Origin of the sequence: Paenibacillus sp. ACRRY (genome assembly GCF_022346995.1) — a bacterium.
GTDB lineage: Bacteria > Bacillota > Bacilli > Paenibacillales > Paenibacillaceae > Paenibacillus.
Genome location: NZ_JAKRNM010000008.1, coordinates 55,868 through 81,675, shown reverse-complemented (window position 1 = coordinate 81,675; position 25,808 = coordinate 55,868). Strand labels below are relative to the sequence as shown.

Annotated in this window: 27 protein-coding genes; 7 read left to right on the top strand and 20 right to left on the bottom strand. The window is 42.7% G+C overall.

The genetic code is table 11. The features are described from left to right. Nucleotides 1–36 precede the first annotated feature (36 nt). From MH144_RS23075 to MH144_RS23050, 6 genes are all read right to left on the bottom strand, one after another. The gene (locus MH144_RS23075; RefSeq protein WP_239304513.1) at nt 37–768 is read right to left on the bottom strand and encodes a response regulator transcription factor; all 732 of its coding nucleotides are present in this window, start codon (nt 766–768) and stop codon (nt 37–39) included. Beyond that, on the bottom strand, nt 765–1,706 hold the full coding sequence (locus MH144_RS23070) for an aminoglycoside phosphotransferase family protein (RefSeq protein WP_239304511.1): 942 nt from the start codon (nt 1,704–1,706) through the stop codon (nt 765–767). Before MH144_RS23070 ends, MH144_RS23075 begins: the two co-directional genes overlap by 4 nt. Nucleotides 1,707–1,845: 139 nt before the next feature. Beyond that, entirely contained in the window at nt 1,846–2,307 is a 462-nt protein-coding gene (locus MH144_RS23065; protein ID WP_095289288.1) for a DinB family protein, read from the bottom strand. 185 nt (nt 2,308–2,492) lie between these two features. After that, the gene (locus MH144_RS23060) at nt 2,493–3,434 is read right to left on the bottom strand and encodes a DUF1963 domain-containing protein (RefSeq protein WP_239304509.1); all 942 of its coding nucleotides are present in this window, start codon (nt 3,432–3,434) and stop codon (nt 2,493–2,495) included. Nucleotides 3,435–3,584: 150 nt separating this feature from the next. Then, entirely contained in the window at nt 3,585–4,874 is a 1,290-nt protein-coding gene (locus MH144_RS23055) for an ammonium transporter (RefSeq protein ID WP_239304507.1), read from the bottom strand. Continuing rightward, nucleotides 4,871–5,290, bottom strand: coding sequence for a hypothetical protein (locus tag MH144_RS23050; protein WP_095289285.1), 420 nt, complete (start codon nt 5,288–5,290; stop codon nt 4,871–4,873). The genes MH144_RS23055 and MH144_RS23050 overlap by 4 nt, the downstream gene beginning before the upstream one ends. Before the next feature lie 281 nt (nt 5,291–5,571). On the opposite strand from MH144_RS23050, the gene MH144_RS23045 reads away from it, so the two are divergent. Then, complete coding sequence (locus tag MH144_RS23045) at nt 5,572–6,063, top strand: DinB family protein (protein ID WP_239304505.1); 492 nt, start codon at nt 5,572–5,574, stop codon at nt 6,061–6,063. Between the two features lie 129 nt (nt 6,064–6,192). Here MH144_RS23045 and MH144_RS23040 read toward each other — a convergent pair whose 3' ends face one another. Together MH144_RS23040 and MH144_RS23035 are read right to left on the bottom strand one after the other, a co-directional pair. Then, nucleotides 6,193–6,699 (bottom strand): GNAT family N-acetyltransferase, encoded by a 507-nt coding sequence (locus tag MH144_RS23040; protein WP_239304503.1) that lies wholly within the window; start codon nt 6,697–6,699, stop codon nt 6,193–6,195. A 134-nt stretch (nt 6,700–6,833) separates the two neighbouring features. Beyond that, nucleotides 6,834–7,256 (bottom strand): Lrp/AsnC family transcriptional regulator, encoded by a 423-nt coding sequence (locus tag MH144_RS23035; RefSeq protein ID WP_239304501.1) that lies wholly within the window; start codon nt 7,254–7,256, stop codon nt 6,834–6,836. 168 nt (nt 7,257–7,424) lie between these two features. On the opposite strand from MH144_RS23035, the gene MH144_RS23030 reads away from it, so the two are divergent. Then, on the top strand, nt 7,425–7,631 hold the full coding sequence (locus MH144_RS23030; RefSeq protein WP_239304499.1) for a DUF1272 domain-containing protein: 207 nt from the start codon (nt 7,425–7,427) through the stop codon (nt 7,629–7,631). A gap of 61 nt (nt 7,632–7,692) precedes the next feature. Here the strand turns inward: MH144_RS23030 and MH144_RS23025 are convergent, their stop codons facing one another. The 3 genes from MH144_RS23025 to MH144_RS23015 form a co-directional block, all read right to left on the bottom strand. Next, on the bottom strand, nt 7,693–8,676 hold the full coding sequence (locus MH144_RS23025; protein ID WP_239304497.1) for an alpha/beta fold hydrolase: 984 nt from the start codon (nt 8,674–8,676) through the stop codon (nt 7,693–7,695). 252 nt (nt 8,677–8,928) lie between these two features. Continuing rightward, nucleotides 8,929–10,167: an MFS transporter gene (locus MH144_RS23020; protein WP_239304495.1), complete on the bottom strand. Its 1,239-nt coding sequence runs from the start codon at nt 10,165–10,167 to the stop codon at nt 8,929–8,931. Between the two features lie 22 nt (nt 10,168–10,189). Beyond that, nucleotides 10,190–11,866: a glycoside hydrolase family 43 protein gene (locus MH144_RS23015; RefSeq protein WP_239304493.1), complete on the bottom strand. Its 1,677-nt coding sequence runs from the start codon at nt 11,864–11,866 to the stop codon at nt 10,190–10,192. A gap of 271 nt (nt 11,867–12,137) precedes the next feature. Here MH144_RS23015 and MH144_RS23010 point away from each other — a divergent pair, with 271 nt between their 5' ends. After that, nucleotides 12,138–13,037: an AraC family transcriptional regulator gene (locus tag MH144_RS23010; RefSeq protein WP_239304491.1), complete on the top strand. Its 900-nt coding sequence runs from the start codon at nt 12,138–12,140 to the stop codon at nt 13,035–13,037. Nucleotides 13,038–13,219: 182 nt separating this feature from the next. Further along, a complete protein-coding gene (locus tag MH144_RS23005; protein WP_239304489.1) occupies nt 13,220–13,765 on the top strand; it encodes a GNAT family N-acetyltransferase in 546 nt (181 codons plus the stop codon). 61 nt (nt 13,766–13,826) lie between these two features. Here the strand turns inward: MH144_RS23005 and MH144_RS23000 are convergent, their stop codons facing one another. Then, entirely contained in the window at nt 13,827–15,119 is a 1,293-nt protein-coding gene (locus tag MH144_RS23000; RefSeq protein ID WP_239304487.1) for an alpha/beta hydrolase family protein, read from the bottom strand. Nucleotides 15,120–15,492: 373 nt separating this feature from the next. After that, nucleotides 15,493–16,377: a LysR family transcriptional regulator gene (locus tag MH144_RS22995; protein WP_239304485.1), complete on the bottom strand. Its 885-nt coding sequence runs from the start codon at nt 16,375–16,377 to the stop codon at nt 15,493–15,495. 116 nt (nt 16,378–16,493) lie between these two features. On the opposite strand from MH144_RS22995, the gene MH144_RS22990 reads away from it, so the two are divergent. Further along, a complete protein-coding gene (locus MH144_RS22990; protein ID WP_239304483.1) occupies nt 16,494–17,882 on the top strand; it encodes an MFS transporter in 1,389 nt (462 codons plus the stop codon). 214 nt (nt 17,883–18,096) lie between these two features. On the opposite strand, the gene MH144_RS22985 is transcribed toward MH144_RS22990, so the two are convergent. The 5 genes from MH144_RS22985 to MH144_RS22965 form a co-directional block, all read right to left on the bottom strand. Continuing rightward, nucleotides 18,097–18,534 carry a rhodanese-like domain-containing protein gene (locus MH144_RS22985; RefSeq protein ID WP_239304481.1) on the bottom strand — a complete coding sequence of 146 codons (438 nt, stop codon included), beginning with the start codon at nt 18,532–18,534 and terminating at the stop codon, nt 18,097–18,099. A 96-nt stretch (nt 18,535–18,630) separates the two neighbouring features. After that, entirely contained in the window at nt 18,631–19,515 is an 885-nt protein-coding gene (locus MH144_RS22980; RefSeq protein ID WP_239304479.1) for a LysR family transcriptional regulator, read from the bottom strand. Between the two features lie 194 nt (nt 19,516–19,709). Further along, nucleotides 19,710–20,072 carry a hypothetical protein gene (locus MH144_RS22975; RefSeq protein ID WP_239304477.1) on the bottom strand — a complete coding sequence of 121 codons (363 nt, stop codon included), beginning with the start codon at nt 20,070–20,072 and terminating at the stop codon, nt 19,710–19,712. Nucleotides 20,073–20,304: 232 nt separating this feature from the next. Next, nucleotides 20,305–21,147 (bottom strand): oxidoreductase, encoded by an 843-nt coding sequence (locus tag MH144_RS22970; protein ID WP_239304475.1) that lies wholly within the window; start codon nt 21,145–21,147, stop codon nt 20,305–20,307. A gap of 56 nt (nt 21,148–21,203) precedes the next feature. Further along, complete coding sequence (locus MH144_RS22965) at nt 21,204–21,593, bottom strand: MerR family transcriptional regulator (protein ID WP_239304473.1); 390 nt, start codon at nt 21,591–21,593, stop codon at nt 21,204–21,206. A 226-nt stretch (nt 21,594–21,819) separates the two neighbouring features. Here MH144_RS22965 and MH144_RS22960 point away from each other — a divergent pair, with 226 nt between their 5' ends. Both MH144_RS22960 and MH144_RS22955 read left to right on the top strand, forming a co-directional pair. After that, nucleotides 21,820–22,287, top strand: a complete 468-nt coding sequence (locus MH144_RS22960; protein ID WP_239304471.1) for a MarR family transcriptional regulator — start codon at nt 21,820–21,822, stop codon at nt 22,285–22,287. 161 nt (nt 22,288–22,448) lie between these two features. Beyond that, entirely contained in the window at nt 22,449–23,858 is a 1,410-nt protein-coding gene (locus tag MH144_RS22955; RefSeq protein WP_239304469.1) for an MDR family MFS transporter, read from the top strand. A gap of 566 nt (nt 23,859–24,424) precedes the next feature. On the opposite strand, the gene MH144_RS22950 is transcribed toward MH144_RS22955, so the two are convergent. Both MH144_RS22950 and MH144_RS31110 read right to left on the bottom strand, forming a co-directional pair. Next, the gene (locus MH144_RS22950; RefSeq protein ID WP_239304467.1) at nt 24,425–24,886 is read right to left on the bottom strand and encodes a GNAT family N-acetyltransferase; all 462 of its coding nucleotides are present in this window, start codon (nt 24,884–24,886) and stop codon (nt 24,425–24,427) included. Nucleotides 24,887–24,978: 92 nt separating this feature from the next. After that, nucleotides 24,979–25,545, bottom strand: a complete 567-nt coding sequence (locus MH144_RS31110) for a DUF1361 domain-containing protein (RefSeq protein WP_481857391.1) — start codon at nt 25,543–25,545, stop codon at nt 24,979–24,981. Between the last annotated feature and the right edge of the window lie 263 nt (nt 25,546–25,808).

The window sequence follows — 25,808 nt, the reverse complement described above, 5'->3', positions numbered from 1 at the left end:
TGTCAGGCAACGTAGCGATATAATCGAGGATTTGTGTTACGGTTTAATCATTTTGTAGCCGACGCCCCATACGGTTTGAATAAACTTCGGATGTTTGCTGTCGACTTCAATTTTCTCGCGAATCTTCCGGATATGTACCATAACCGTATTATTCGATTCCATAAATTCTTCTTTCCATACCTGTCTGTAAATTTGCTCCATGCTCAGTACAGAGCCTTGATGACGTGCGAGCAGTTCCAGCACGGCAAATTCTCGTGGAGTCAGACGAATAGGCTGCTCGTCTACCCAGACCTCATGTGTATCCGTATTGATGACCAGATCATCAATGACCCACTCATGCTCCTTTTGTTCCCGCCCTTCATTGAACGTATAGTACCTGCGAAGCTGGGATTTGGCCCGGGCGACAAGTTCGAGGGGATTAAACGGCTTGGTCACATAATCGTCCGCACCAATGCTCAGTCCCGTTATCTTGTCGATATCCATGCTCTTGGCGGACAGCATGATGATGGGCATCTTCTGCTCCTCCCTGATCTTCATGCAAGCTTCGATTCCGTCCATATTCGGCATCATGACATCCAGAATAATCAGATCGATCTGTTCTTTCTTCAGTTGTTCCAGTGCTTCGAGTCCGTCACTTGCCGTTAAAACTCTATAGCCTTCATTGCCAAAATAAATCTCCATCAGTTTAATAATTTCCTGCTCGTCATCCACAAGCAGAATGGTAGCTGGCTGTGCCACGGCATTATTCCTTTCGATTCCATGAATCATTGATTCTTCAAATTATACCACCGGGGAATGAATCTGCGAAAATCGTCATGATCTTCCCGGACACGCTCAATCTTGTCCATCATGTCATTCGTCTCTTCCGGCTTCACCTGCTGAATCCATACGACAGAAGATACAAGCGCCATTGCTGTGTATAGGGAATATAATCTCCAGAATTGCTCATCAGGCTCGTTACCGTCAAAATAACCCTGGATTTGCCCAATGGAATATGGAATGCTCGTCTCGGATGCAAACAGGCCCAGCTTCAGAAATTCATGAACCGGATCACCTTGATCAAAGCGGTTGAAATCAATGACCCCTGCAAGCTTATCATCCTTGATGACAAGGTTGCCCGGATGAAAGTCATCATGCTGGAATCCATCTGGCCGATCCTTCATCCAGTGCAGATGTTGTTCAATAAATGCAACAATGTTCTGATCACGATTCATTTGTACATAGCACTGTCTGTACTTCTCCATATATCGCTGATGCTTTTTCCCCTTGCGGATGTACCAAGACTCCGTTTGTCCTTCCACCTTATAGCGATGAATTTTCCGCAGTTCTGCACCTGCTTCCATGCCTACGTCCCACTGACTCTGTTGGTTCATCCGGGGAAGAGCCTCTGATGCTTCTTCACCATCGATATAGCCAAGAAGCATATAACCATTCTCTTTATCCAGCCGTCCCATGCTTATCGGTAATGGGCAGCGGACCCCCAGTTCCCGCAGGGCTGTCATGCATTGATATTCAGTCCTTTTCAAAGGTTCCTGAGACAGGTGATATGTGCGCAGCAAAAAATGCCCCTGATCCGGGACAAAGACCTTACATTTCAGATCCGATGAATATCCCCTCAACAAGGGCTCAACCTCTGTCGCCTGATGCAATTGAGGAATGCTCTGAAGCATGTCTTGTAACGCCTGATATGTAAGAAACCGTTTCACCCCATGGTCCTCCGCTATTAACGTATAAGTAGTATCGTCCGTCTATTGCTCCTTTAACCTATTGCATGACCGGACTCGCAAGCTTCTATGTATTGTATCAGAACGATCTGTTTCAGACACCACCAAAAACTCTATGTATTCAATTATTCAAACAATACGCCTTGGACTCTCTTCCCGTCAGGGTCAGCATCGTATATAGTTGCCCTCTATGATGATACACATGTCCCATAATCTCAAGCAGCCATTCCAGACGACTGTAGGACGCTCCCCAATAGGAATCAGTCACCTTCAGCAGTTCCTCTGTATTAAATTGCCTGTACCGTTGATACAAATACATCTGATTCTCAATAAGAGCCTGCTTAATCTCGCTTAACGTACGGGGTTGATTCTCTTCATAAAACGCAGCCATCTCCTCTTCCGAGGCACCTTCTGATATGTACACACCTGCACGACAGATCATTGACAAATGAGAGAGCAGCTCACCGACCGGTGGTTTTCCCTCAATCGGAGTCAAAGTCAAATCCTGTTCGGACAGCTCATCACAGATATCAATCAATGATGTGACTGCCACATCAATATGTTTGAATGCAGATTGAATCACCGATATCACTTCCTTTTCATCCCATTATACAGAACATATGATCTCATTTCAATTAGAATTACACCCCCTATATATATAAACAAGCTACCTACCAAAACCAACATTCACGAACAAAAAAAGTCCCTCCTCCATCATATAGACGGAATCAGGGACATTTTGTTGCTTCTATACATTTAATCTGAATTTTAACTTGAGTATAACGAACAATAGGTTTGATCGAATCTTCCGGCAAACAGATCAGACTTCCGAATGAAAAATTGCAGTTCTCCGCAATCCCACCACTGGAAACCAATGGCGTCATGGGTATCTATCTTAAGAAGCAGCAACGTATCCTCCAGTTCCTGCCGTGTGCGGTCCGGATCTCCGCCATAATGGGCGGTCAGCTTGTTCTCGCACTTCGCTTCATCATACTCGTATTCTTCACCAAGTACGATCTGTAACAGGGCTTGATGCTCTGCATCCGGGTGCTGACCGTCAGGGTAACCGAACATTCCGCCCCAATTCTGGGTACTCGGATGATTCCAGTCCGATTCGAATTCAAGGTACCGCTCATAGAGTCCCCCTTCCGGGTCTGCCACTTCACTCTGGCCTGTCTGCTGTACAGATATCTCATTCAGCGCCTGTGCATCAACATAAGCATATGTAGGAAACTCCAAATTCGGCAGCACCGTAACGGCATGTGCAACAAATTCGTTCTCCAGCGCGGTAACACCTTCAGGCTCACGCCTAGTCAAGTTATGCGAATCCGGTTCATAGATCACATGATGTTCAATATTGTAGGCGGGTTCATCGACCCCAATAAAAAAGTAGAGCATTCCCCGTTCAGGCAAGCTCACGCGTCCATCATTCGGGGTATATGGAAGCAAGTCCACAAGATTCAGCTGGGCAAGAAAAGTCATCGGCACACCATCCTGTGTCAGTGGCCACTGGATATGCTCAGGGAGGTCCGGATTGCCGCCCACACGTGAATTGCCCGTGCGGCGATATTCATCGAGTGTCGATACATCCAGCCGGATTCCCCAGCGACTTGAGGATACCAATAGATCAGCGGCAGTGCCCAATCCGTACTCCTCCAGCGTTTTGCGAGCTTTTCTAGTCAGACGTTCACATTGTTCAGGTTTAATCATTCAGATCCTCTCCTTCAGCCAATACATCTATGGTGAGACATATTCACGTTCACACCTGTATATTCTTCCGGCACGAGTTCTTTCCCTGCTTGTGGTTAAAAAAAGAGACCCGCAGAACCATCTGCAGGTCTCCATCCATATATAACCTTGCTAACGATTCTGCTCGGACGAACCACGCTGGAAAGCTCGAATGTGCTCTTCTCCATCGAGAAACTCATGAGCCTGATGCGCAGCCATCACCCCATGGTAGCTAATATCCAGTCCCAGATCTTCCTCTTCTTCCGTAGAGCGAACAGGTACCAACTTGCCAATGAGCTTCAGACCGATCCAGGTCATGACAAAGCCCCAAATGACAAGCGCAGCGAGTCCCAGCGCCTGAACACCGAGCAGCTTCCATCCACCGCCCATGAATAACCCACCGTCTGTGGCGAACAACCCTACAGCAATGGTTCCCCACAACCCGGATGCGGCATGGACAGGGAAAGCACCAACCGGATCATCAATCCGGCGTCGGTCAAGCCAATTGGTTGCTGCCATCATGAGCAGACCGGACACCGCACCGATAAAGATCGCTGCTGCATCCCCTACAAATGCACAGCCTGCCGTAATCCCCACCAGACCGGCAAGGGATCCATTAATGACAGATGGAGCATCTGAACGTTTGAAGCGGAACAGCGTGTATAGCATCGTAACCGCTCCACCCGAGGCAGCGGATAGCATGGTGACAATCGCAATATGGCCGATTCTTGCATCCGTGGCGCTCAGCGTGCTCCCTGCGTTGAAGCCGAACCAGCCGAACCACAGCAGAAATGCACCTACGGACGCAAGCGGAAGATTGCTGGGAAGGGCAATTGCACTTACGCCATGAGGCGTGTATTTGCCTTTGCGCGGACCAATAATGATCGCTGCAGCCAAGGCCGAGAATCCGCCCAGGGCATGAATGACAGCCGATCCGGCAAAATCTTGCATACCCAACTCGCTGAGCCAACCGCCGCCCCATGCCCAGTGACCACCAACCGGGTATATTATGGCCGTCATCAGAATGATGTACAGGAGATAGGCCCGGAAGTTGATCCGTTCTGCTACCGCACCTGACACAATGGAGATAACGGCGATGGTGAACGCGGCCTGGAACAGCCAGAACGTTTCAAGCGATACAGGCACGTCGATATGGGACAGATCGCCATTCAGGAAGAATCCCGTAACTCCAACAAAACCTCCGGCATCAGAGCCGTACATCAATCCGAATCCAACAGCATAAAACAGCAATGTTCCTATCGTAATGTCGGCAAAAACCTTCATAATAATGTTCACACTATTTTTATAACGAACAAATCCGGCCTCTAGGAGGGCAAATCCACCCTCCATCAATAAAATCATGGCTGCACTCAATACCACCCAGACCGTGTCGATCCCGGAGCTTAACGTCTCCAAAGTCATGCTTGTACATCCTCCGTTTCACTAAGCTGTCTGATCTCGCGGATCATATCGGGCGGAAGCTCAATCTCGCCTTTCTCCTTGATGTGAGGGTGCTCGATTTGCTCCATAATCCGATCCAGTTCACGAATATGTCGGCGGATCTGTTCCATCTTGCGAAAGCGCTCCTTCACCTGCACCATATATTCCACTGCCTGATGATGGGAGGCAGGACGGCCTGCAAACCATTTCCGTACGGTCGACATGGATTGATAGGCAACTTCTTCCGCACGCTTCTTTTGTTCAAATTGTTCAATTTTATGTTTGAGGGTTCCAATCTCATTTTCTTTTTTGACCTTCAGCTGCTCGATAAGGTACAATAAATCGGACGATGATATTTGCAATGCTGTATGGTGATACACCTCGTCGATTACTAACATATCATGTCAGGACTCCTTACATATCAAGTTACTTGTTACCGATTATAGTTTGCCGTGGACTGCCCGTCAATCTTTTTTTGGAGTCCGTTTATTTAGATGAGAAGTCGTTCTTCGCAGACGGCTTTATTTTTGATTATATCATTACACATAACAACATCAATTCGGCATGATTCGCATTTCCCGCTTCGATCCTCTATGCTAGTAGATCAAGCATCCGCATTTCAGTACTGGACCATCACAAATTGACATCTAGAACCCATGTATAAGGAGAGGATTGCAACATGTTAACTCGCAATGACGATATTCGGCATCAAATCTGGCAGACCGTCTCGGTGCTGGACGAAGAACAACTGAACCGGAAACCTGCACCGGAGCAATGGAGTGTTATGCAGGTACTCCGTCACTTGAACCTGATGGAGCGCATCATCGTGAAGCAAGCCGAGCTTGCTCTGCAGAAGGAACAGAATGTGACCGTGGATAAAAAACCTTACGAACTTTCACTGGACCGCAGCCGTTCCGTTGATGCTCCACCCCATCTGCAGCCTCCCGCAGAGCCGGAATCTCTTGCTGACGTTCGCCGGGATCTGGAACAATCCCATCAGGCATTGACTGATTTCGCCCAAAGCAATGACTCCTCCCTGCTGCGCAGCAAGTCTTTCCCTCATCCTGTATTTGGGGAGATGGACCTTGCCCAGTGGGTTGACTTTGCAAGCTATCATGAAGAACGCCATCTCGGGCAGATCAAGGATATCAAGCAGCAGCTCGGGTTTTAAAAGCTCTCCATATCTACAATAAAAACCTAAAAAACCTCCAATGCACGTCATCGTGTATTGGAGGTTTTCAGTTAGAAATCACTATACATTTAAAATGCTGATCATGGACATGGCCTGACAACAGATCAATTACATTATTTTTTTGCCCAAAATAGCCAAATCCCGGTTCACACCGTCCAGTACAGCCACTTCCGGATAGTAGCCCCATTGCTCAAATCCATGCTTGCGCAGCAAACCAAGACTCGGTTCATTATGTCCAAAGACAAAGCCAAGAATCGTCGTAATTCCCAGTGCAGGACAAGCGGCAAAAATCGTATTCAACAAACGTCCACCAGCCCCGATCCCCCGGCATTGCTGGTCAACGTACACACTCACTTCCACCGTACCATTGTAGGCTGGCCGCCCGTAAAATGAACTCAGACTGGCCCAGGCCACAACTTGTCCTTCAAGTCTCATCACCCAGAGCGGACGACGGTCCGGTGAATGCTCCTCAAACCAAGGCACGCGTTGCTCAACCGTAACAGGCTCCAAGTCTGCTGTCACCATCCGGCTCTCAATCGTGGAATTATATATCTCCACAATCCTCGGCAAATCCTCAAGACTCGCATATTCAATCTGCACACTATCCAGCTTCATGGCTACTCCTCCATCATTCCAGATCGAACTCTAGTATGACGAATATTATAACGGAGAAGGCAAGCAGACGTCATCCCCCAAACATTCCTATGCAAAGTCGAGGGAATAACATGAACGGTTTACCTTCATAGCATTTAGGTGATTGGTTTACTCTCCACAGGTGAAGAAAGTCTAATCAAGGTCGATGGCTGTCCAAATGACATGGAAGCATCAATAAAGCTCTCTAGAGATTGGACAGAATCCGTCAAAACCTTGATTAAATAGTTGTACGATCCAGCCAGCCGATGACACTCGATTACACTCGTATGATCTTTGCAGAACGCTGTGAACTGTTCACACTTTGTATTGTTATAGAGGATAAACGCTGAGATAGGTTTGTCTATTTTATCCGGATTAATGATTGCTTTATAGCCAGCGATAATCCCTTTCTCCTCAAGTTTCTTAACTCTCTCATTCACTGCAGGAGTGGATAACCCTACTTTCTTCCCTAATTCGGTAAAGGAACACCGGGCATTTTCCTGCAAGTGTAATAATATGTCACGATCAATCTCATCCATGGTTGTAGCTCCTCATTAAAATTTTTAAGTTAAACGCCATTTTTTCAAGCAGAAAGAAAGTCATTCTACAAAATTACAATCAGATCCTTATGTAAGGGGAGCAACGGTTTTATTAAAATTAGATCATTAGAAGGTTTCAAAAAAATAAAAGTACAGGAGGTCTTTACCTTGTCTTTAGAAATGAGAAATACATGCCAAACCTGCGAAAGCAGGCTCCATACGGATTCTTTAGCGTATATTTGTACGCATGAATGTACTTTTTGCCATGAGTGTACTGTGAAAACGAATTATGTGTGCCCTAATTGTAAAGGAGAACTCGTAAAAAGGCCAAGAAGTGAAACTACAATGAGCTGTCCGCTATCACCTGTTAAATGAACAAAAGCAGTCGATCATCATTGATCGGCTGCCTTATTTAAAATTTCTCGTTGAGCTTTTCTTATTCCCTATCCTCAATATCATTCATGAATTTCAAGAAAGCTTCGTTCATCTCCTTGGAATGGGACCAATGAAGGTAATGATGACCTTGTAAAGGGATGATTGTACTCGCAGGATGATCCGTAAGTTGGGTTTGTAAAAAAATAAATAAGGATTTACCATCCTCCCTCACCCTGTCATCTTCTTTGCTAAAAAATAACACAGGCATATCTGATGGAAAGGACATATGAGCTGTCTTTCTCACATTATCACCCAATTCATTGGTCTCTTGAACGACATTTTTGTTGTAAGCATTCCAAGCTGTAATGGCTTTGGTCATTACTAGATTCTTGTCTGAATACGTATCCTCACTCGCAAGGGGAAGATAATTACGAGCATCCAGGGAAATGGCGAGTCTAGCTAATCCAGTGGGTGCCACATATCTCATATAACCTGGCATGGATGGAAGAGTTTCATTGAAGTAATCGAGAGCTGCTGGCCATGTTGCATCTATACCTACAACAGCCTTAACCTCTTCAGGATATTCATGAGCATAGTACATGCTATAAATTCCGGAAACAGAATGCGGCATTAATACATATGGGCCTGGGATATTCAATTGCTGCAGTGCACTTCTCAGTTCCCCAACGATGTGTTCCACCGTTCTTTTCTCATCGGTCATATCACTCCAGCCATATCCGAATGGCTCTATGACGACAACTCTGTTATGTGTGGACATTTCATTAATTAAAGGCTCAAAATCCAGCACAGGTGAGGCTGTTCCCAGGCCGCTTAATAATACAATGGTGTTTGGTCCGTTCCCTTTTGTGTAGACATGCACCCGTCCATTCTCCACCTGGATATACTTTCCTATTGCCGGGTATTTATCTCGTTCTACCAGCATCATGATATGATGAAAGCAAATCCAGATGAGTACAACGGACAACATGAACACAAGCATTCTCTTGAAGATGGTTAGAATCTTACTTTTCTTTTTGACACTCACTTCATACTTGGCTCCCCTCTATATTTTTCCGTCGTCAAAATGCCTTTTTCATTCCTCCATCTGTTATTGATGATCACCTTGGAAACGATCATAACCCTCCAGGTTAAAGGTGAAGTACGGGCCAAGTTTAAGTTAAGTTTAAATTTTTGATTTTTCTCATTTTCTTGATAGAAAAAAATAAAGAAGACCATGCCTTCATGGCATAGTCTCCTTTATTCCGTAAACTTGCTTTGTTCAAAGACGATTTATAAACTATCTGGTTACGGATTTAATGGAGAGGATTGAAATTCCTCCGATAATCGCTAGAACAAATGACATGATAAAGATGGACGAAAAACCGATCTGAGCAATCATAAAAGCTGCAATCACTGGCGCAATCGCTTGTGTCACGGTATTTCCCAGGTTATAGATTCCCAAAAACAATCCAACTTGTTCCTTATCAGGAATAACTCTTAAATTCAATAGATTGTCCAGTGAATTCCATATACCCATTCCCAAGCCAGCCATAAACCCATAGATGATGATACCTACGTCATTCTGCAGGAAGAAAAGGCTTAGCGCTCCGATTCCCAGTGCAATTGTAGACAAACCAACCGGTAGTTTCAAAATATTAAACTTATCTGAAATAGGCCCGGCAATAAAACCCATGACTATGCCAAAGATCAACATGATGATATTAATTAACTGCACCGACTGCTGTGTCGCTGAAGTGTCTTTGTGCAAGAAATCTGTCATGATGAATAGGAGGTATCCTGTTATCGCAAAATTCCCAATCCCTTGAGATATCTTACCGATTAATGCTAAGTAGTAGTCACGACCAACAGACCATTTTGGAAAAACAGCCAGTATTTCTTTGATTGAAAGCTTGTTCTTCTTTGGCAATGATGACTGATCCATCTTTTCTTCCAGATTCGATGGTTCACGTACAATAAACGCTGCAATCAGCGAACCAATGAATGTAATGATGCCGAAGATAATAAACCCTAAACGATATTGACTCAGGAACACGGCTGCTAAGATCGTAAAGCCATTGTTACCAAGCGCCATACCCAGTCCACCATAAGCTGACGAAGCTGTCCCTTTGCCGCTATCCGGCGCCAGATCCAACCAGGCAACCATTGGTGCGACAATGAAGTTTAATGCAATTTGACCAAGCATCCAACTTAGCAATAAAAAAGGAATGGAAGTGGCCGTGGAAGCGAGGATCATGGCTAACATAAATACAAATGCCCCAGAGACGAGCCAAGGTGTCCGCTTTCCGAAACGTGATTTGGTTCGGTCAGAGAAGTATCCGGCTATCATATTAGAAATAGCTGCCACGATCATCCCTAATGCTGAAAACAGTGCTAAGATGTTAATTTTGTTTTCAGCATCCAACTGCTGTATCATTGCTGGCAAAAACAAGCTTGCTGTAGCAATATATGGCCCCAGCCAAGAAGCAGGCCCAATGATTAACCCTGGTACTAATCGTTTAAGCGGTATCGTTTTCATGTGTAATTTCCTCTCTGAAGGCTTAATCATTCTTAACTGAATAGAAGTCAAAGTCTGCATATGAGTCATGCTGATGTGCATCAACCGAACCTATGAAGTTAAACAGTCCGGTAAACCCACCTATTTCACCCGGCTGACCGTTAACACCTTCATCAGATAAATACGCAGCATCAATCGTATTTGCTAATACTTGCCATGGCCCATCCGGTTCCAATCGATAAAACATATCTGCAATGCCTGAATTATAGATCAATTTCAGATCGATCACATTCTCAGGAACCGGGATCGTTTCTTGAAGCAATTCATTACGATTCCCTAACTTTGCCTGCAATACGTTTAATACCGTTCCATGTGTTAATTCGGAATAGGTTAAGTGAGCGTAGAGCCAGTTATTTGAATCATAGTAGAGTCCCATACCAGCCGTTTCCGAGTAGTGATCAGGGACAAATTGAACCCTTGTTTGAAATTCATAATGAAATGATGTCGCCCGAGTTGCCATCAATGCCGGATTCACTTGTGAAAAGAGAGAGTTCTCTCCGTATATACGCAAATATCCGGGACGTTCCATCGTGTTGACCCAACCAGCTTCTTGATTTCGATATGGCGTCATAAACTGCACACCATAGGTTGCATTATCAAAATGATCATGAACATCATGAGAAGCTGGAGACGATAATTGAACTCCCTCCATGCCCTTCACTTCCATTTTGGCCAAGTTGGACCCATCTTCCATTTCAAGCCAACCGTCCTGCGACCACTTCATTTTTTGAATAGACGTTTCCCGTCCTAACGGATTTAGCAGGGTACCCTCAAGAGGACGAGACATGAGATGAGCAATATACCATTCACCCGTATGGGTTTGTACTAATGAGCCATGACCTGCTTTTTGCATTTTTGAAGTTGGATTGTACATTTCAAAATGTCCTGCATCCGGATCACCAAGTGAAAACAAATGCCTTGGTGAAGAGGTGATGATTGGCTCTTTGGAAGGATGCGGTTCATATGGTCCAAAAATATTTGTTGATCGTCCAATCTCTACACCGTGTGCATAGCCTGTTCCACCCGCAGCAATGATAAGGTAGTAATAGCCGTTATGTTTATAAATCTGAGGTGCTTCTGCACAACCCCGGCTGGTAAACCCCTGGGTTACCCGTTGCCAAGTCCCCATAATCTTTCCTTCATCTAAATCAAATTCAGCTATTACAATATGTCCGGGCGCTTGATAGCCTTGACGCGTTTCCCATTCAAGTATGGAAATGTAGTGCCTTCCATCCTCATCATGAAATATAGCTGGATCAAAACCTATGGATGTAAGATAGAGCGGTTCCGACCATGGCCCATTGATATTGTCAGCCCATATTGCGTATGAATCGGCATTAAATTCACGACCTGCCATATTCGTCATGTGGGAATACGCGAGCCAATACTTCTTCGTGGAAGCATCATAAGATAAATGCGGTGCCCAGATCCCAGCAGGTGTATACGTCCCCCGTAAGTTAACTTCGCCCTCTTTCAATACGAAGCCCGTGAGTTCCCAGTTTGCCAGATCTGTTGATTTGAAAATTTGTATCCCTGGATTCCAGTGAAAAGTGGATGTTGCAATATAGTATTCATCATCAACCCGAATAATCGATGGGTCTGGAGCCATTCCAGGTATTACAGGATTATTAATCATTGTCATTTCTCTAATCCCTTTCATAGTCATCTGATTGGTTTAGCAATATTTTAAGCGCTTTCTATTTTAGGGCGAGTCTTACCCTTTTTACTGAATCGCCAGCAACAAATTGATACCGTTTTCTTTTTTGACTATAATAAACGTACACTCTTGCTAATATCGATAATAGAAGATATATCAAGGTCAGTTACGAAAGCGTTTCCCTGTTGCTTACTTATATTATAATAACGATTCATGTCGAATTTCGATTGCATCATTAACGTTTAATTTACCCAAATCAAAGGTGGTCACATAGATGGATCATAACATGCAAGCATTTATAGGCAGCACAACAGAACTTCTTCCACGCATTGATTGGAACATTCGCTTTTTCGGTGCCCACAAGCAAACGGTTCCTTCTCCATGGTCCATGACCAAAGAGTTCCATCATGCTTTTGAGATTTTAATTGTATTGGATGGTGCGCAAGAGACCGTTCTTGAAAATGAACAATATATCATTCAACAGGATGAGATTCTCCTTATTCCTCCTGGCTTTGAACATACCAACCATTGCATCTCTCCCGAATCCATGACCTATTTTTGCGCTCATTTTGATATTGACGAACCTGCTCTGCGTATGAAGATCATGAAAAATTGTGATTGGGTCTATACCCCTTCCAGTCCATATCACAATAGGTTAAGGACATGTCTGCAAAAATGGATCGACATTCTAAATGATAGAGACATATTATTCGCTACAGCAAAGTTAAGGGCACAAGTGGTCCTCTTTGAATTATTAGAAATTCTGATGGATATCCAGCCAACAACCACCGACGTAAGAACAAATCAATCCATTACGACAGCAAAATATGCGAAGGAAATTGCTGAAGCAATAAAGTGGACCTTCAAAAAAAGATGCATTGAAACAAACGGTAGTGTAGATTTTACGATTCACATCCAACCGATTATTGCCTCTCTCGGCATCAGCCCCAACTACGGTTTGGAAGTCTTTCAAAAAATATATCAAATGTCGCCGCGAAAATATCTGTCCGATCTAAAACTTCAAGAAGCAAAGATTTTACTACAGCAGCCCCAGTTGTCATTGAATGAAATAGCAAATCGGTTAGGATACAAAAACCTTTCTCACTTTAGCCGGCAATTTAAAAGATGGACTGGAATAAATCCTTCGGAATTTCGGAAAAAGACCAGCATTTAACCGTTTAGCCTGGACTTTCTACATTCTCGTCCAAAACCAAAATATGAAATGTTCATGCTCTTCGACCTGTTAAAAGAAGCCAGCTCGTCATCATGACGAGTTGGCTTTTAATTATAACAATGAGTAATTTACTTTTTATGGTATTATATAAATCAAAACATCATAAAAGGAAGTGTGTAATATTGGGTAGTGAAAGTGAAATCATTATTTCTCCATTACATTATGACTTAATAGAGGATATCAATATGACAAATGATTCTTTTAAGATATATGGTCGAGTTGTCCCCAGTTTACAATCAGGAAGATGGTCTTATACAGAAGAACTTTTTGATGAAATGAGAGAAACTCGTTTCCCAGATGACAACCTGGATTGGAGCCAATATATAAATCGAGAGGATAAAGCTTTGTTTTTAGCTTATATGAATAATACTTGCATAGGACAAATTAGAATCATTAAGGATTGGAATCGTTTCTGTTATATTGAAAACATTGCTACTAGAGAAGATTATAGAGGCAGTGGAGTCGGAAAATTGCTCTTACATAAAGCAGAAGATTGGGCCCTACAAAGTAAACTGATCGGAATGTCCTTGGAAGCACAAGATGATAATCTAGGTGCATGCCGATTTTATGTGAAACAAGGATTCATACTGGGTGGAGCTGACACACTAAAACAGTCATATAACCCCAATATTGAAACCACTTTATACTGGTATAAGTTGTTTAAGTAACGCGGGTGTAGCAAAACACAATACAGTCTTTCCAACATAGGAGTGGCTGTTTTTTTATACCTCACATGTCGTGTGTTTTTACGAAAGTCACCTCCGGATAGTAGCTATTCGGTCCTTTCATTAAGGTGCCCTTTTGTTGTTTTAGATACAAATTGAAGAAATCCAGCATGTAGGCATTGATAGCGAAGTTAGCTCTTGAGGGCGCAATCTTTCCTGTAATGCCTAGCATATTGAACATTGGAGAAATGAACTGTACATCGGTAAAATTCAAGTGTTCCGTATTTTCGATATAAAGGATTTGTCCCCCTCCGTCGGCCGCTAGTCGCATCCGTTCAAGCTCTAACTTTTTGTCTTCCGTTACTTGATCCTCCCACTCTCTTGTTGAGCCCATACGTTTAAGCTCTTCATCCGTGTAGGCGCGGTTTTCCATCACCATGTTTAATTTTTCGTAATAGCTTTCCGAGTTGATAAACAAAAACGGCTTTCGTAGACCCTCTCTGTCACTCAAACGATAAAGCCCTCCATCAAGATCTATTCCGACCGCGATTCGCGGATCGTATGAAGCATCATAAGCCGTCGCCCCGCCGATGGAGTGACCGAACACCCCGATATGCCCCAGATCCAACCTTCCCTTTAGAATACTTGGGATCTGTCCCGATTGGATAAGCTCGAACTGGTCCAGTGTAAAGATTACATCGTTTGTTAACATTTCCCCCAACTTGTCGCGAATGCTTCTACTCTCCCTATAATCCTGATCCGGCGAAAATAAGTCGTTGGTTGTGTCGGTTGTGATTCGACCATCTGGAAACTTGGTTGCAAATGTATTGTAGGTGTGGTCGATCACTACCACGATATATCCGTGACTCGCGAGATGTTCAGCTTGCGTCGTGTGGAGGAACCTGGAAGAGCCAAACCCGGGACTCGCAAGGATCAATGGGTATGTGTTCTGTTGCGAAGAGACTTTGGCCTCCAAATAAGCATGACTAGATACATACTTTAGGTGTTGAAAAGTGAACCCGGGAAGGCCGTAATTCCCAGCCATATAACGTAAAATCTCAGTATCAGGAATAAAGGGAGCGTAATGGTCAGTACCAGCCTGAGCCGGATACCATACCTGAACCATCAATTCCCTTTTACCATTCGGGGTTTTCCCAAGTGTCTCCTCGCGGCTTGGATCGATAAAATGAAAAACTTGTGTGCCTACCTTCAACTCGCCGGTTGGCACTGGAAGGTCAAAGACGGGAAACACGTAGAGGAGGCACCCCGTTGCAATTAGCCCTATCCCGATAAAAAGCCTACCGATTACCTTTCGAATTCGAGAGACATTCCAAACGACTTTCGGCTTGATGAACATGCCTATAAGCCTCACGCCAACTCCCCCTTAAAAATAATCCTATCCTTGGATTAGTCTAAAGGAGCAGCTATGTGGCTACCATTGATTTAAATGACAATTGCCTTACATACTTGTAAGAATATCCAACACATTACCCAACTCTCTGAGATGTATTAAAGGAATAGCATCTATCAATCATAATATGTTTTGTATATGGCCTTCTATTGTTCTCTTTCTTAATTAACTGGTAACTCACTACTAAAAAGCTATACTAACCTGCCCGTTAACTTAACAAAAGCAGCCGACCTTGATGGTCAACTGCTCCCCTGGTTTTTATAAATTAACTTTTCCCGTTAGTGGAATAATCGGATTTGAGACGGTATTCGTTGTCGGATCATTGTTCTTTGGATATTGTCCCGAAATATTCTACAACTACCTCACGAAATTCGAGAGCAGCCCGCGAAATGTACCGACTCCTGTGCCATAACAAAGCGATCTCCCGTACTAACTCATGATTCTCTACTTTGAGATATTTGATATGTTCCCAAGAATATCTTGCCGTACTTGGTATAAAGGCTATGCCAATTCCCGCTTCTACTAGAGAAATTAACCTTGCAGGTTCATCACCTTCATACACATACGTAGGTACAAATCCAACCGATTTGCATATAGAATCCACCAGATCACGAGTACCGTAGCCTCTTTTTACACCAACAAAACTTTCATTTTTTAGCTCAGTCAAAGATATGCTGTTTTGGTCAGCAAGCCGATGCCCTTTGGGAACAGCTACAAGAATCGGGTCGATGAACATGATTTGACATTCAATGTCTTCCCCTCGTATAGGAGGTGAGGACAAGCAAAAATCAACCTCTCCTCTATGAAGAAGCGTAACCATTTCCTGCGTTGTGAGCATTTGCACATGAAATTGGATATCGGGTCGCTTGTTCCGAAACTCTCGAAGGATCTGAGGCAATGTGCTTGCGGTGGTCACCGCCAATTCGAGTGTGTCATGTTCTAGACTGGACAAATCGCTAATCTCCTGCTTCCCCTGTTCCAATTCAAACAACGCTCTTTCTGCACGGCGATAGAATCTGTTTCCAAACTCATTCAATCGCAATTTCCTCCCTATTCGATCGAACAACGGGACTCCCAAATCTTCTTCCAAGCGCCCAATCGTTTTGCTTAGTGATGATTGAGTGACATGCAGACTTCGTGCTGCTTCGGTCATATGTTCCAAACGAGCTACTTCGAGAAAATATTTCAGTTGAAGAAGTTCCATTTTACACCCTCCACTCATTCCCTTGAGTCAATGAAATCATAACATGAAATGCATTGGAATAAATAAATGATTTCAAGTACGATGATGACACTAACATACAGATTGGGGGGATTGAAATGAGTATTCGCAATAGGTGGTTGATGATCTCCGTTGGACTAGGAATTCTATTGAACCCCTTAAATTCTTCAATGATTTCAGTGGCAATTCCAAGGCTGCAAAATGAGTTCCAACTCGATTTTACCGTGGTATCCTGGATCATTTTTTCTTTCTACATTGCGAGCGCTATCGCTCAACCTATTATGGGAAAAGCCAGCGATTTATTCGGTCGAAGAAGGATATTTCTTGCAGGGCTTGTTGTATCCTTCGTTGCATCATTATTAGCTCCACTATCCCCAAACTTCGGTTCGCTCATCGTGTTCCGCATTGTGCAATCCATTGGAACAAGCATGATGGTTGCGGTTGGAATGGCCATTGTGCGAATTCATATTAGCGAGAAACAAGCGACTGCACTGTCAGTTTTGAGCATATTCCTATCCGGAGCGGCAGCGATTGGCCCCTTTATTGGCGGGGTCTTCATTCACTGGTGGGGCTGGCCCGCTATCTTTTTGGTTAATATTCCTTTCGTAGTGACAAGCTTTTTATTAGCTTGGAGGCATATTCCTAAGGATGTCCCGTCTACGACATCCGTTGCTCGCAACATGTCCTTTCGCAAATGGTCTGATTTGATTGATGTGCCAGGAGTTCTGTTATTCACCGTGGGTCTGGTTGCTCTGCTCGTTGGATTATTGTCCGCAAAATCATCTGGTCGAATTTCATTAAGTAACGTTATTGTCGGGCTGATTGGCTTCGTTGGACTGGGAGCTTTCGTGCGACATGAGTTAAAAGCGAAGGCACCCTTTATTCCTTTGCGCACATTCGCTAAATATCCTGCAATGACTTGGGTCAATGTCGAATTCTTGGTCGTTAACTTGCTTTTTTACTCTCTCTTCTTCGGGCTTCCGTCCTACTTGCAAATCGTACGTCATGTCAGCGAGTTCCATACAGGGATGCTCATGCTAAGCTTAGGCTTGTGCTCGCTGGTTGCTTCTCCAATGGCAGGACGATGGATCGATAAATCAGGACCCGGGCCAGCATTGCTTATGTCCGGAATACTGATGACATTTGGGTCCGTGTGGATTGTGACACTGGATCAGACTTCACCGGTTATCAGTGTATGTCTGGCTTTAGCTGCATTCGGTATTAGCAACGGGTTGAACAGTGTCGCTATGCAAGCGGCCTTATTCAAAAGTTCACCAAAAGAAATTATAGGTGTAGCATCTGGAATATTTAATACCTCAAGATACCTGGGAACCATTCTCTCTTCTATACTAATTAGCAGCGTAATGGGAGATAACTTCAGCTTCGAAGGATTTCGAGTACTTGGGATTATCCTCACGTTAATTGCATTGTCATTGGTATTCATAAATGGGCGGCGCAAGGAGACAGGGCAGTTACATGGGTCCTAGTTATCTGACTGATGTAAATTATACTTCGTTACCTCAACAGAAAGCGGCAGCTGATCGTGAAAACCAGCTGCCGTAATAATATCTTGTTGAGCTAACGTTACCCGATCGTTGAAATTTCCGTTTGATCGTTTGTCCAGTCGAATTAAACGCCTGTCGCAACTAGAACATTCACGTAATTCGTAAATGGATCAGATAGGCCAGCTATTTCATGAGCTTACCCAATCGTGCATGCTGAATGGCCAAGTGTACCCTCTACCTCATTTCCTTCCTTACGCCAGTACTCAATGCCTCCAAGCATTTCTTTGACCTGAAAACCAAGACGGGATAAGTGGGCTGCTCCTTTGCTAGCGCCATTGCAAGCCGGCCCCCAGCAGTAGACGACGATGAGTTTATCTCTGGACAAAGACGCTGTTGTCGCTTCGCTGATCGTGTTGGAAGGTAGACTAAGTGCTCCCGGTATATGGCATTCTCCATAAGCAATAGTGCTTCTGACGTCGATGAGTACAAAGTCATTGAGGCCTTGCTTCATATCGTGCTTTACATCTGAGACATCCGTTTCTACGGAAAGCTTATTTATGAAATGCCGATGAATGTACTCCGACGTAGGAGCAGGTGTCTCTAAGACGAGGGAATATTGGATTTGATTTGTCATTTGGGTTACCTCCAAGGTGTGATTTGATTTCTTGCAATCAATGTAACACAGCCTTTAACCATGGAGTTATCGATAGAAATCGATAAGATACTTCAATCATATTGATAATTGGTTTCCGCTGATCAAATCCACGAAACCTTGAAAAGCTTTGGACTTCCACTTCTTCTTCGAATAAATGAGTTGCGTATAAAATCTACACTCCGGATGGACGAAAGGAATCGCGACAATTTGGCCCTTACGGATTTCCTCGGCAACCGCTATACGCGGCAGCAAGGCAATACCAAGATCGTAAATAACACACTGCTTGATTGCTTCCAGATTGCCGAATTCGTAGGAAAGACTGTAATTCACTTGATTCCTTTTCAAAACATTGAGAAGCATGGCCCGGTAAGTACAGCCATCTTCTGTCATAATCAACGATTCACCCTCAAGATCTTCAATGTGGACTTCACTTTGACAAGCAAGTTTATGATCAGGATTCGTGATAAAAACTAACGTTTCCTCCCTCAAAATGCTGCAGTGAAGATCGAGATCCTTAAATGGAGGATCCAAAATGATCCCCATGTCTAGTTCGCCACTTTTGACTGACTCAATAATATAAGGTTCGTTACCAGGCTGGATGATCACATTGATACCAGGATATTCTCCACGATACTTTTGAAGATATGGCGGAAGGCAGAAGGCAGCCAATGTCTCGATAGTTCCTATAGACAGTCTTCCCTTGGATTGTTTGGATACGACTTCTTTGGACTCTTCATGCAGTCTGTTTATATCGTTGGCGTATTGCAACAGCGCTTCGCCAGCCAACGTTAGTTTCATTCCCCTGCCAAAACGTTCTAAGAGAACGGTGCCGTAAGCTTCCTCCAGCTTCTGAATCTGAGTCGTGATGCTGGACTGTGCATATCCCAGCGTTTCCGCGGCTCGTGTATAGCTTCCCCATTTTGCCACTTCCCGAAAGGTTTTCAAATAAGTTAGTTCCACTAGCAACCCTCACCTTCTGCAAGTTCCTGATAATTTATCATGAACTCTCGGTTATGACTATTAAATTATCAAAATTAACGGTATTACCTATCCCAAACTACAGATAACTTTGAGGATAATCAACATTGTATGGTTTGTGCAGTGTTGAGAAATGCAGAGCGAATCGCGATAAAGAGCTTGATTAAGTCATGTATTTATTGGAGGAAAGGATTGTCTTGTGACGGAGTTAACCCGACAAATTCCTCATTATCTACAGGTTTTAAAGTAATTAGCTCTTCTCCAAATTGCTTGTTAAGCTCTTCAACTTCACTGTCCGTTAGTTCTGCCTGCACAACAATTTTTCCAATATCAGATTCGTAATAAATTCTTTGTTTTTTCCCTGACACATTGTAATCAACATAGTCTGCTATTGATTTCAATAATGCCTGCAACTCACTTGAAGTAAATTCGGTTATTTTGGCTTCTTTTACTGAGATATTTCCGCCCAGAAAACTACACCCCGTAACCAAAAAAACGTACACAAAAACTAAACACAAAACGAAAAAATATTTACGCATCATAGCCCCCTATCACACTAATCATAATATCATCTAACTATTGGACCAAAAAGACTCAGTATATGTATATATCTTTCCGCGACCTTATGCTAACCTGCCCGTTAGTTGAACAAAAGCAGCTGATCACATTGACCAGCTGCTTTCTTTATATTGTTATATTAACGTTTCTGCGTTAGCTTAAAGAATAATTAGGATTTCTTGAGTCTTCCCTTTAAGAGACGGCTTTTGATTGTTATTCAAAATCAGCGTTGAGCGTGATTTCTTTCCATTCTTCTATGTCTGAAAGCACACCTGTGAATTTATGTGTTGCTGCTTGATATGCAGCTTTACCAAGAAGTAAACGAAGTGGTGGGTTTGGTGTCTCAACTACCTTGATTACAGCTGCTGCTGCTTTTACTGGATCGCCTGACTCTTGTCCACCATTCTGCTGAACACCTTGCAGCATCTGTCCTACAAACGAATCCTTCAATTCAGGGATTTGAGTATCCGTCTTAACGGACGATCTGCCGCCCCAATCCGTACGGAAGCCGCTTGGTTCAATTAATGTTACTGCAATGTTAAAAGGCGTCAGTTCTTTCGCCAAGCTTTCTGAAATCCCTTCAACTGCATATTTGGTTGCATGATAGTAACCGAGTGTTGGAAATGAAGTTAGACCACCGATAGAGGAGAAATTAATGATATGACCGGACTTCTGAGCTCTCATATGTGGGAGAACAGCATTAGTCATATGCATAAGCCCCCAGAAGTTAATTTCGAACATTCGGCGTGTCTCTTCTTCCAAGCTTTCTTCCACTGAACTAAAATATCCAATCCCAGCATTGTTCACTAGAACATCGATACGCCCGAAATTGGCTATGGTCTGCTGAACTGCATCTTTAATTTGACCATTATCAGTTACATCCAATGGTAAAGCAAGCGTGTTCTCTTCATGCCCTGATACAATATCTTGAATCTGCTCAACTCTACGTGCCGTCACGACTACCTTATAACCAGCTTCAATTGCTTGTACCGCTATATGGCGGCCAAATCCAGTAGAGCAGCCCGTAATAAACCAAACTTTCTTTTGTAGAGACATTCTAATCACTCCTTTTAGATGATATCTCTACCTTACATCTTCAAGTATACTTTAAGTCAAATAAGCAAATCACCGGAGCTTTCTCTTTTCTTATACAGCAGCACGTCATAAACAGCTATCTTACGAATAATTTTTTCAAGATGATACTGTTTTTTAGCCAAGGCGATCTCTACATTTTTTTTGTGTTCAGTTAGAAAATCTCTTCTGACATCCAACGTATTATCCCCTTGAAGAATAAGCTCTGTATACGATTTTATTTCTTCTATCGACATTCCTGTGTCTTTTAATGCCACCACGAGTTCAAGCCACTCGAGTACTTTCTCATTATATTCTCTTCGTCCATTCACGCTTCTTTTCACTTCGGGAAGAATCCCCACTTGTTCATAATAGCGAAGCGTAGATGCTGGTATTCCGGTTATTTTTACAAGCTCGTTGATACTGTACATTAGAGGAAACCCCTTTTTTGTTAAAGTTGGATTTAAGATAATACATATGAGGTAGTTAGTCAATATCTCATACAAGTCATTATTGACAAATTTCTTTGTCATGACAGTCACGACGCTAACCTGCCCGTTAGTAGATGTTTACTCATCCGAACTATTGTTGAAGCAGAAACAAAAAATCAATATAATTATTACATAGTGTATCACAGGGCAGGAGGAACAGTCGGCCATGAACAAACAGGAACTAGTTATGAAGGAATTTAGGGACTTATTCAACAAAATGGTGTGGCTTAATAAAAGTAAGCTGGAAGACAGTCTTAAGGGCCATAAGCCTTCAGAAGTTCATTGTATTGAATACATTGAAAAAAATGTAGATCCGAATGTTACAAAACTTGCGGAATCCCTATACATGACCAAAGGTGCCATAAGTAAACTAACGAAGAAGCTCATGGGGAAAGGTCTCATTGAATGCTACCAGAAGTCTGACAATAAAAAAGAAATTTATTTTAGGCTCACTAAGCAAGGGAAGGAAATTTATAATATCCATGAGGATCTGCATCAAGAGTTTCAGGAGCGGGATAAAGACATCTTTGAACAGGTAACCGAGGAACAGTTTGAAAGTATGCGTAGCTTCATGAAAAAGTATAATCAGCATCTGGATGCAGAAATAAAAAAACTGGGTCTAGAAATTAATTAAGCTGGAGAGTTTTGAATTATAGAAACTGAAATTACAGGCAGCCGAGCTCTACTGAGAGCTGGCTGCTTTTTTATGGATATAATTTTGTTGACAAGGAAACTAAAATGAAATAACATTTTGTTGACGAGGAAACAAAAAAACTTCTTAAGAGGAGAATTACAATGGCAGAAAATAAAGTAAAGAAAATAGGCTTGCCCAAAGAAGTCCTTATGGCCGCCTGGGCCATTGCACTTGGAGCTATTGCTCCTATGCTTGACTCCACGATGGTGAATATCGCCATTGACAAACTGACGAAGGACTTCAGCACAACATTGGATATCATTCAATGGGCTATAACTGGTTATGTTTTAGCTCTTGCCGTTGCGGTTCCCGTATCCGGCTGGCTTATGAACAAATTTAACGGCAAGAAAATTTTCGTTGGAGCCGTCATCGCTTTTGGTGTAATTTCTGTTTTAGTAGGAGTTAGCTGGGACATATCCAGCTTCATCTTTTTCCGTTTGCTTCAAGGTTTTAGCGCCGGAGTAATTACCACGCTAATGTTCACGCTTTTAGTCAAAACAGCGGGGCAAGAGAATTTGGGCAGAGTAATGGCAATCGTCAGTACCCCAATGATCTTTGGTCCCATCTTAGGGCCTGTTATTGGGGGGTTCATTGTTCAAGGAGCATCCTGGCGCTGGATTTTCTTCATAAACGTGTTCATCGTTTTGATTGCTGCGCCGCTGATGATGAAAAAGGTACCCCATTTTGAACCGTTTAACAAAGATAGTAGACTCGATCTATTTGGGATTATCAATTTGTCAGTAATGAGTGCGGCATTGATTTATGGAATTACAAAAGCTGCGGATCATGCTTCATTTAACAATAGCGAATCTATTATTTGGGTTGGCCTTGGCCTTGTCTTAGCCATCATCTACTTCGTATATAATCTAGTAAGAAAAAATCAAACCGTACTCCCATTGAATTTATTCGCACATAAGAGCTTCACAGCCTCCAGCATCGGGTTATTCTTGACTAATGCCGCTATCATGGGACCTATGTTAATTCTCCCTTTATATTTTCAGAACTTCCGTCATTTCACAGCGACCGAAGCAGCGCTTGCGTTAATTCCTCAAGGGGTTGGGATGCTCATCACCAGACCTTTGATAGGAAAAATGATTGACAAGATCGGTGCGAAATATGTGGTTATGGTCAGCTTAATCCTTTCACTTATTGGGTCTGTTCCCCTTATCTTTATCACCGATAAAACAAGTATGATTTGGATCTCCATTGTATTGTTTATCCGTGGTGCCAGCGTTGGAGGAATCAGCCTTCCTTTGACAAGTGATGCCTATACAGGAATTGACACTAAACAACTCCCTGAAGCAGGTGTTGGGATTAACATTATAGAGAACTTGGGCTCAAGCTTTGGTTCAGCTGTTATCGCAACCGTTGTCGCAGCTACCCTACAAGGATTGCAGCCAACCATTGCAAATCATTTAAAGGGTTATCATTCCGGGTTTTTATTATCCGCTATTGCTCTAGCTGTAATCTTCATTCCAAGTCTCTTCCTTACAAATAAAAAGAATGCCTAACAAAGAACCTGCGCTTAAACATTTTAGCGCAGGTTCTTTTGAGATCTATCTTCAAGCTGGAGCGTGTTGTATTCGCGACATTGATGAGCGTTCACACAGGAACGCGTGAACCGGATAAAGGCGTTTCGGACTGCTCTCATGAGACTAAGAAATGAATGTCTATTTTTTGGCAGATTTACGGATTCATTGAACTAAACTGCCCGTTAGCTGAACAAACAGCTGATCGAATTGATCAGCTGCCTTCTAGGTATTATTGAGCTATTGTCTCCCGTTATCAAAATGACTTACTGTGATAGGGTTTACCGCGCTGTATCTAATCACTAAGTTTAATGGTCATCTACCCGGATGGCCTTTTAACGTTTTACGGTACAAATTTTACAACGATTACTCTGATAACTGGACGATAGCATCAATGAGAAGAGTCGTAGGAAACGAACGCGTTTACGAAATAGTTTGTAAAATGCGAATGATTTCTTTTTCGATAAACGATTCGTCAACAGTATCCAGATATTCAGGACTAATTACTTGATACTGTTTCATTCTATAAAAGATCAAATACCTGCTGCTCAGTCCCAGTGCTTTTCTAGCGCTTCTTCACTCTGAGAAAAACCATTTCTTGAATAGAATTCAACGCTCTCGCTGCTTGGCCAAAGAATGAGAAACTCGACCTCATTCTCTTTTGACCAATTTTCCATAGCTTTATGGATTTTTGACCCGATACCTAAGTTTCTGAAAGCCGGACGAGTATAAACATTGGTAACGTAACCGTAATAAGGGTCTGAAGATTTTCCTGGACGCGGAACTTTATGTATTAGCTGCAGGTACATATGTGATACAAGACTTCCACCACTTTCTGCAATCCAAATATACCAGTCTCCGCTTTGGATTGCTTTTAGCAAAAACTCACTACATATCTGGTTAAATTCCTCAAATGTAACGACATTATTAGCATGCTCTTCTTCTGAAAAATCCCAACGCATTTGTACAAGCTGAGGGATATCCTCCGATGTTGCCAAACGAACTAGCATGATACACCCCCTACTATTGTAAATATATTCAATTTATCTTATCACACCTTCACCCTAACATGCCGTTAGCTTAGTGAATTAAAGAGCAATATTCATTCTTTACTGGATCTTGCAGTCAACAAGGATACAATAACGTATGCAAATATTTGTATTAAAAATACAATAGCCACAAATTCAATAACCATGTTGTTCCTTGCAACAAGATCATGCATGATATCCATAACAATTTGCCAAGGCCTGGACAATACATCCCACGAATTCCACCGATTAAATCTCCCTATGTATACGCCCAAACTACTCAACATTAAAATAACGCCTATAACCATCATGTTAATGTACTTACTGAATAACTTGTTTAACACACCATGTATTTGAATGATCGAGCACGTTGAGAGAAGTATGCCTAGTATGGCTACAGCGAACGTTAGGGTGAGGTTATACCAAAAATCAATATGGATCCAAAATTGTGTTCCTTCTTGAGCATTGAAATATCTGAATGAATGCAGGATTTCAGTAAAAAGGTATGCCGAATTAGGCAAAAAAAATAGCCACACCGCACTCATTGGCACCATCCAGATCAGACTCATTTTCGTTAATTTCTTATTGAATATGTATCTAATGCATGATGAGATGATATATGGTACCCATGCCAGGAACATATCCCAGGTTAAGAATTGATATATATTCGTATCTGATTTGATACGTAAATACATCGCAACACCTAAACAACATAACGTAACCACTAATAAGGTTAAAATAAATCGAAAATCTTGAACAGGATGTTTGTTTTCATTCATTTCGTTGCTTCCCATTCCCTTTCCCTAGGGATTTACAAATGCATTGTTGTAGTCTTTAACATTTGCATTATCCAAATTATAACATGAATTTATTCAACTATCCGGCTATTAGCTTAATGCACTAG

Coding starts and splice junctions, on each gene's coding strand:
- MH144_RS23075 (WP_239304513.1), bottom strand. CDS start 768: ATGATTCATGGAATCGAAAGGAATAATGCCGTGGCACAGCCAGCTACC.
- MH144_RS22955 (WP_239304469.1), top strand. CDS start 22,449: ATGGCAGAAAATAAAGTAAAGAAAATAGGCTTGCCCAAAGAAGTCCTT.
- MH144_RS22950 (WP_239304467.1), bottom strand. CDS start 24,886: ATGCTAGTTCGTTTGGCAACATCGGAGGATATCCCTCAGCTTGTACAA.
- MH144_RS23020 (WP_239304495.1), bottom strand. CDS start 10,167: ATGAAAACGATACCGCTTAAACGATTAGTACCAGGGTTAATCATTGGG.
- MH144_RS23050 (WP_095289285.1), bottom strand. CDS start 5,290: ATGTTAGTAATCGACGAGGTGTATCACCATACAGCATTGCAAATATCA.
- MH144_RS23010 (WP_239304491.1), top strand. CDS start 12,138: ATGGATCATAACATGCAAGCATTTATAGGCAGCACAACAGAACTTCTT.
- MH144_RS31110 (WP_481857391.1), bottom strand. CDS start 25,545: ATGTTCCTGGCATGGGTACCATATATCATCTCATCATGCATTAGATAC.
- MH144_RS22960 (WP_239304471.1), top strand. CDS start 21,820: ATGAACAAACAGGAACTAGTTATGAAGGAATTTAGGGACTTATTCAAC.
- MH144_RS22990 (WP_239304483.1), top strand. CDS start 16,494: ATGAGTATTCGCAATAGGTGGTTGATGATCTCCGTTGGACTAGGAATT.
- MH144_RS22995 (WP_239304485.1), bottom strand. CDS start 16,377: ATGGAACTTCTTCAACTGAAATATTTTCTCGAAGTAGCTCGTTTGGAA.
- MH144_RS23055 (WP_239304507.1), bottom strand. CDS start 4,874: ATGACTTTGGAGACGTTAAGCTCCGGGATCGACACGGTCTGGGTGGTA.
- MH144_RS23060 (WP_239304509.1), bottom strand. CDS start 3,434: ATGATTAAACCTGAACAATGTGAACGTCTGACTAGAAAAGCTCGCAAA.
- MH144_RS23000 (WP_239304487.1), bottom strand. CDS start 15,119: ATGTTCATCAAGCCGAAAGTCGTTTGGAATGTCTCTCGAATTCGAAAG.
- MH144_RS23035 (WP_239304501.1), bottom strand. CDS start 7,256: ATGGATGAGATTGATCGTGACATATTATTACACTTGCAGGAAAATGCC.
- MH144_RS23040 (WP_239304503.1), bottom strand. CDS start 6,699: ATGAAGCTGGATAGTGTGCAGATTGAATATGCGAGTCTTGAGGATTTG.
- MH144_RS22985 (WP_239304481.1), bottom strand. CDS start 18,534: ATGACAAATCAAATCCAATATTCCCTCGTCTTAGAGACACCTGCTCCT.
- MH144_RS22965 (WP_239304473.1), bottom strand. CDS start 21,593: ATGTACAGTATCAACGAGCTTGTAAAAATAACCGGAATACCAGCATCT.
- MH144_RS22970 (WP_239304475.1), bottom strand. CDS start 21,147: ATGTCTCTACAAAAGAAAGTTTGGTTTATTACGGGCTGCTCTACTGGA.
- MH144_RS23015 (WP_239304493.1), bottom strand. CDS start 11,866: ATGAAAGGGATTAGAGAAATGACAATGATTAATAATCCTGTAATACCT.
- MH144_RS23045 (WP_239304505.1), top strand. CDS start 5,572: ATGTTAACTCGCAATGACGATATTCGGCATCAAATCTGGCAGACCGTC.
- MH144_RS22975 (WP_239304477.1), bottom strand. CDS start 20,072: ATGCGTAAATATTTTTTCGTTTTGTGTTTAGTTTTTGTGTACGTTTTT.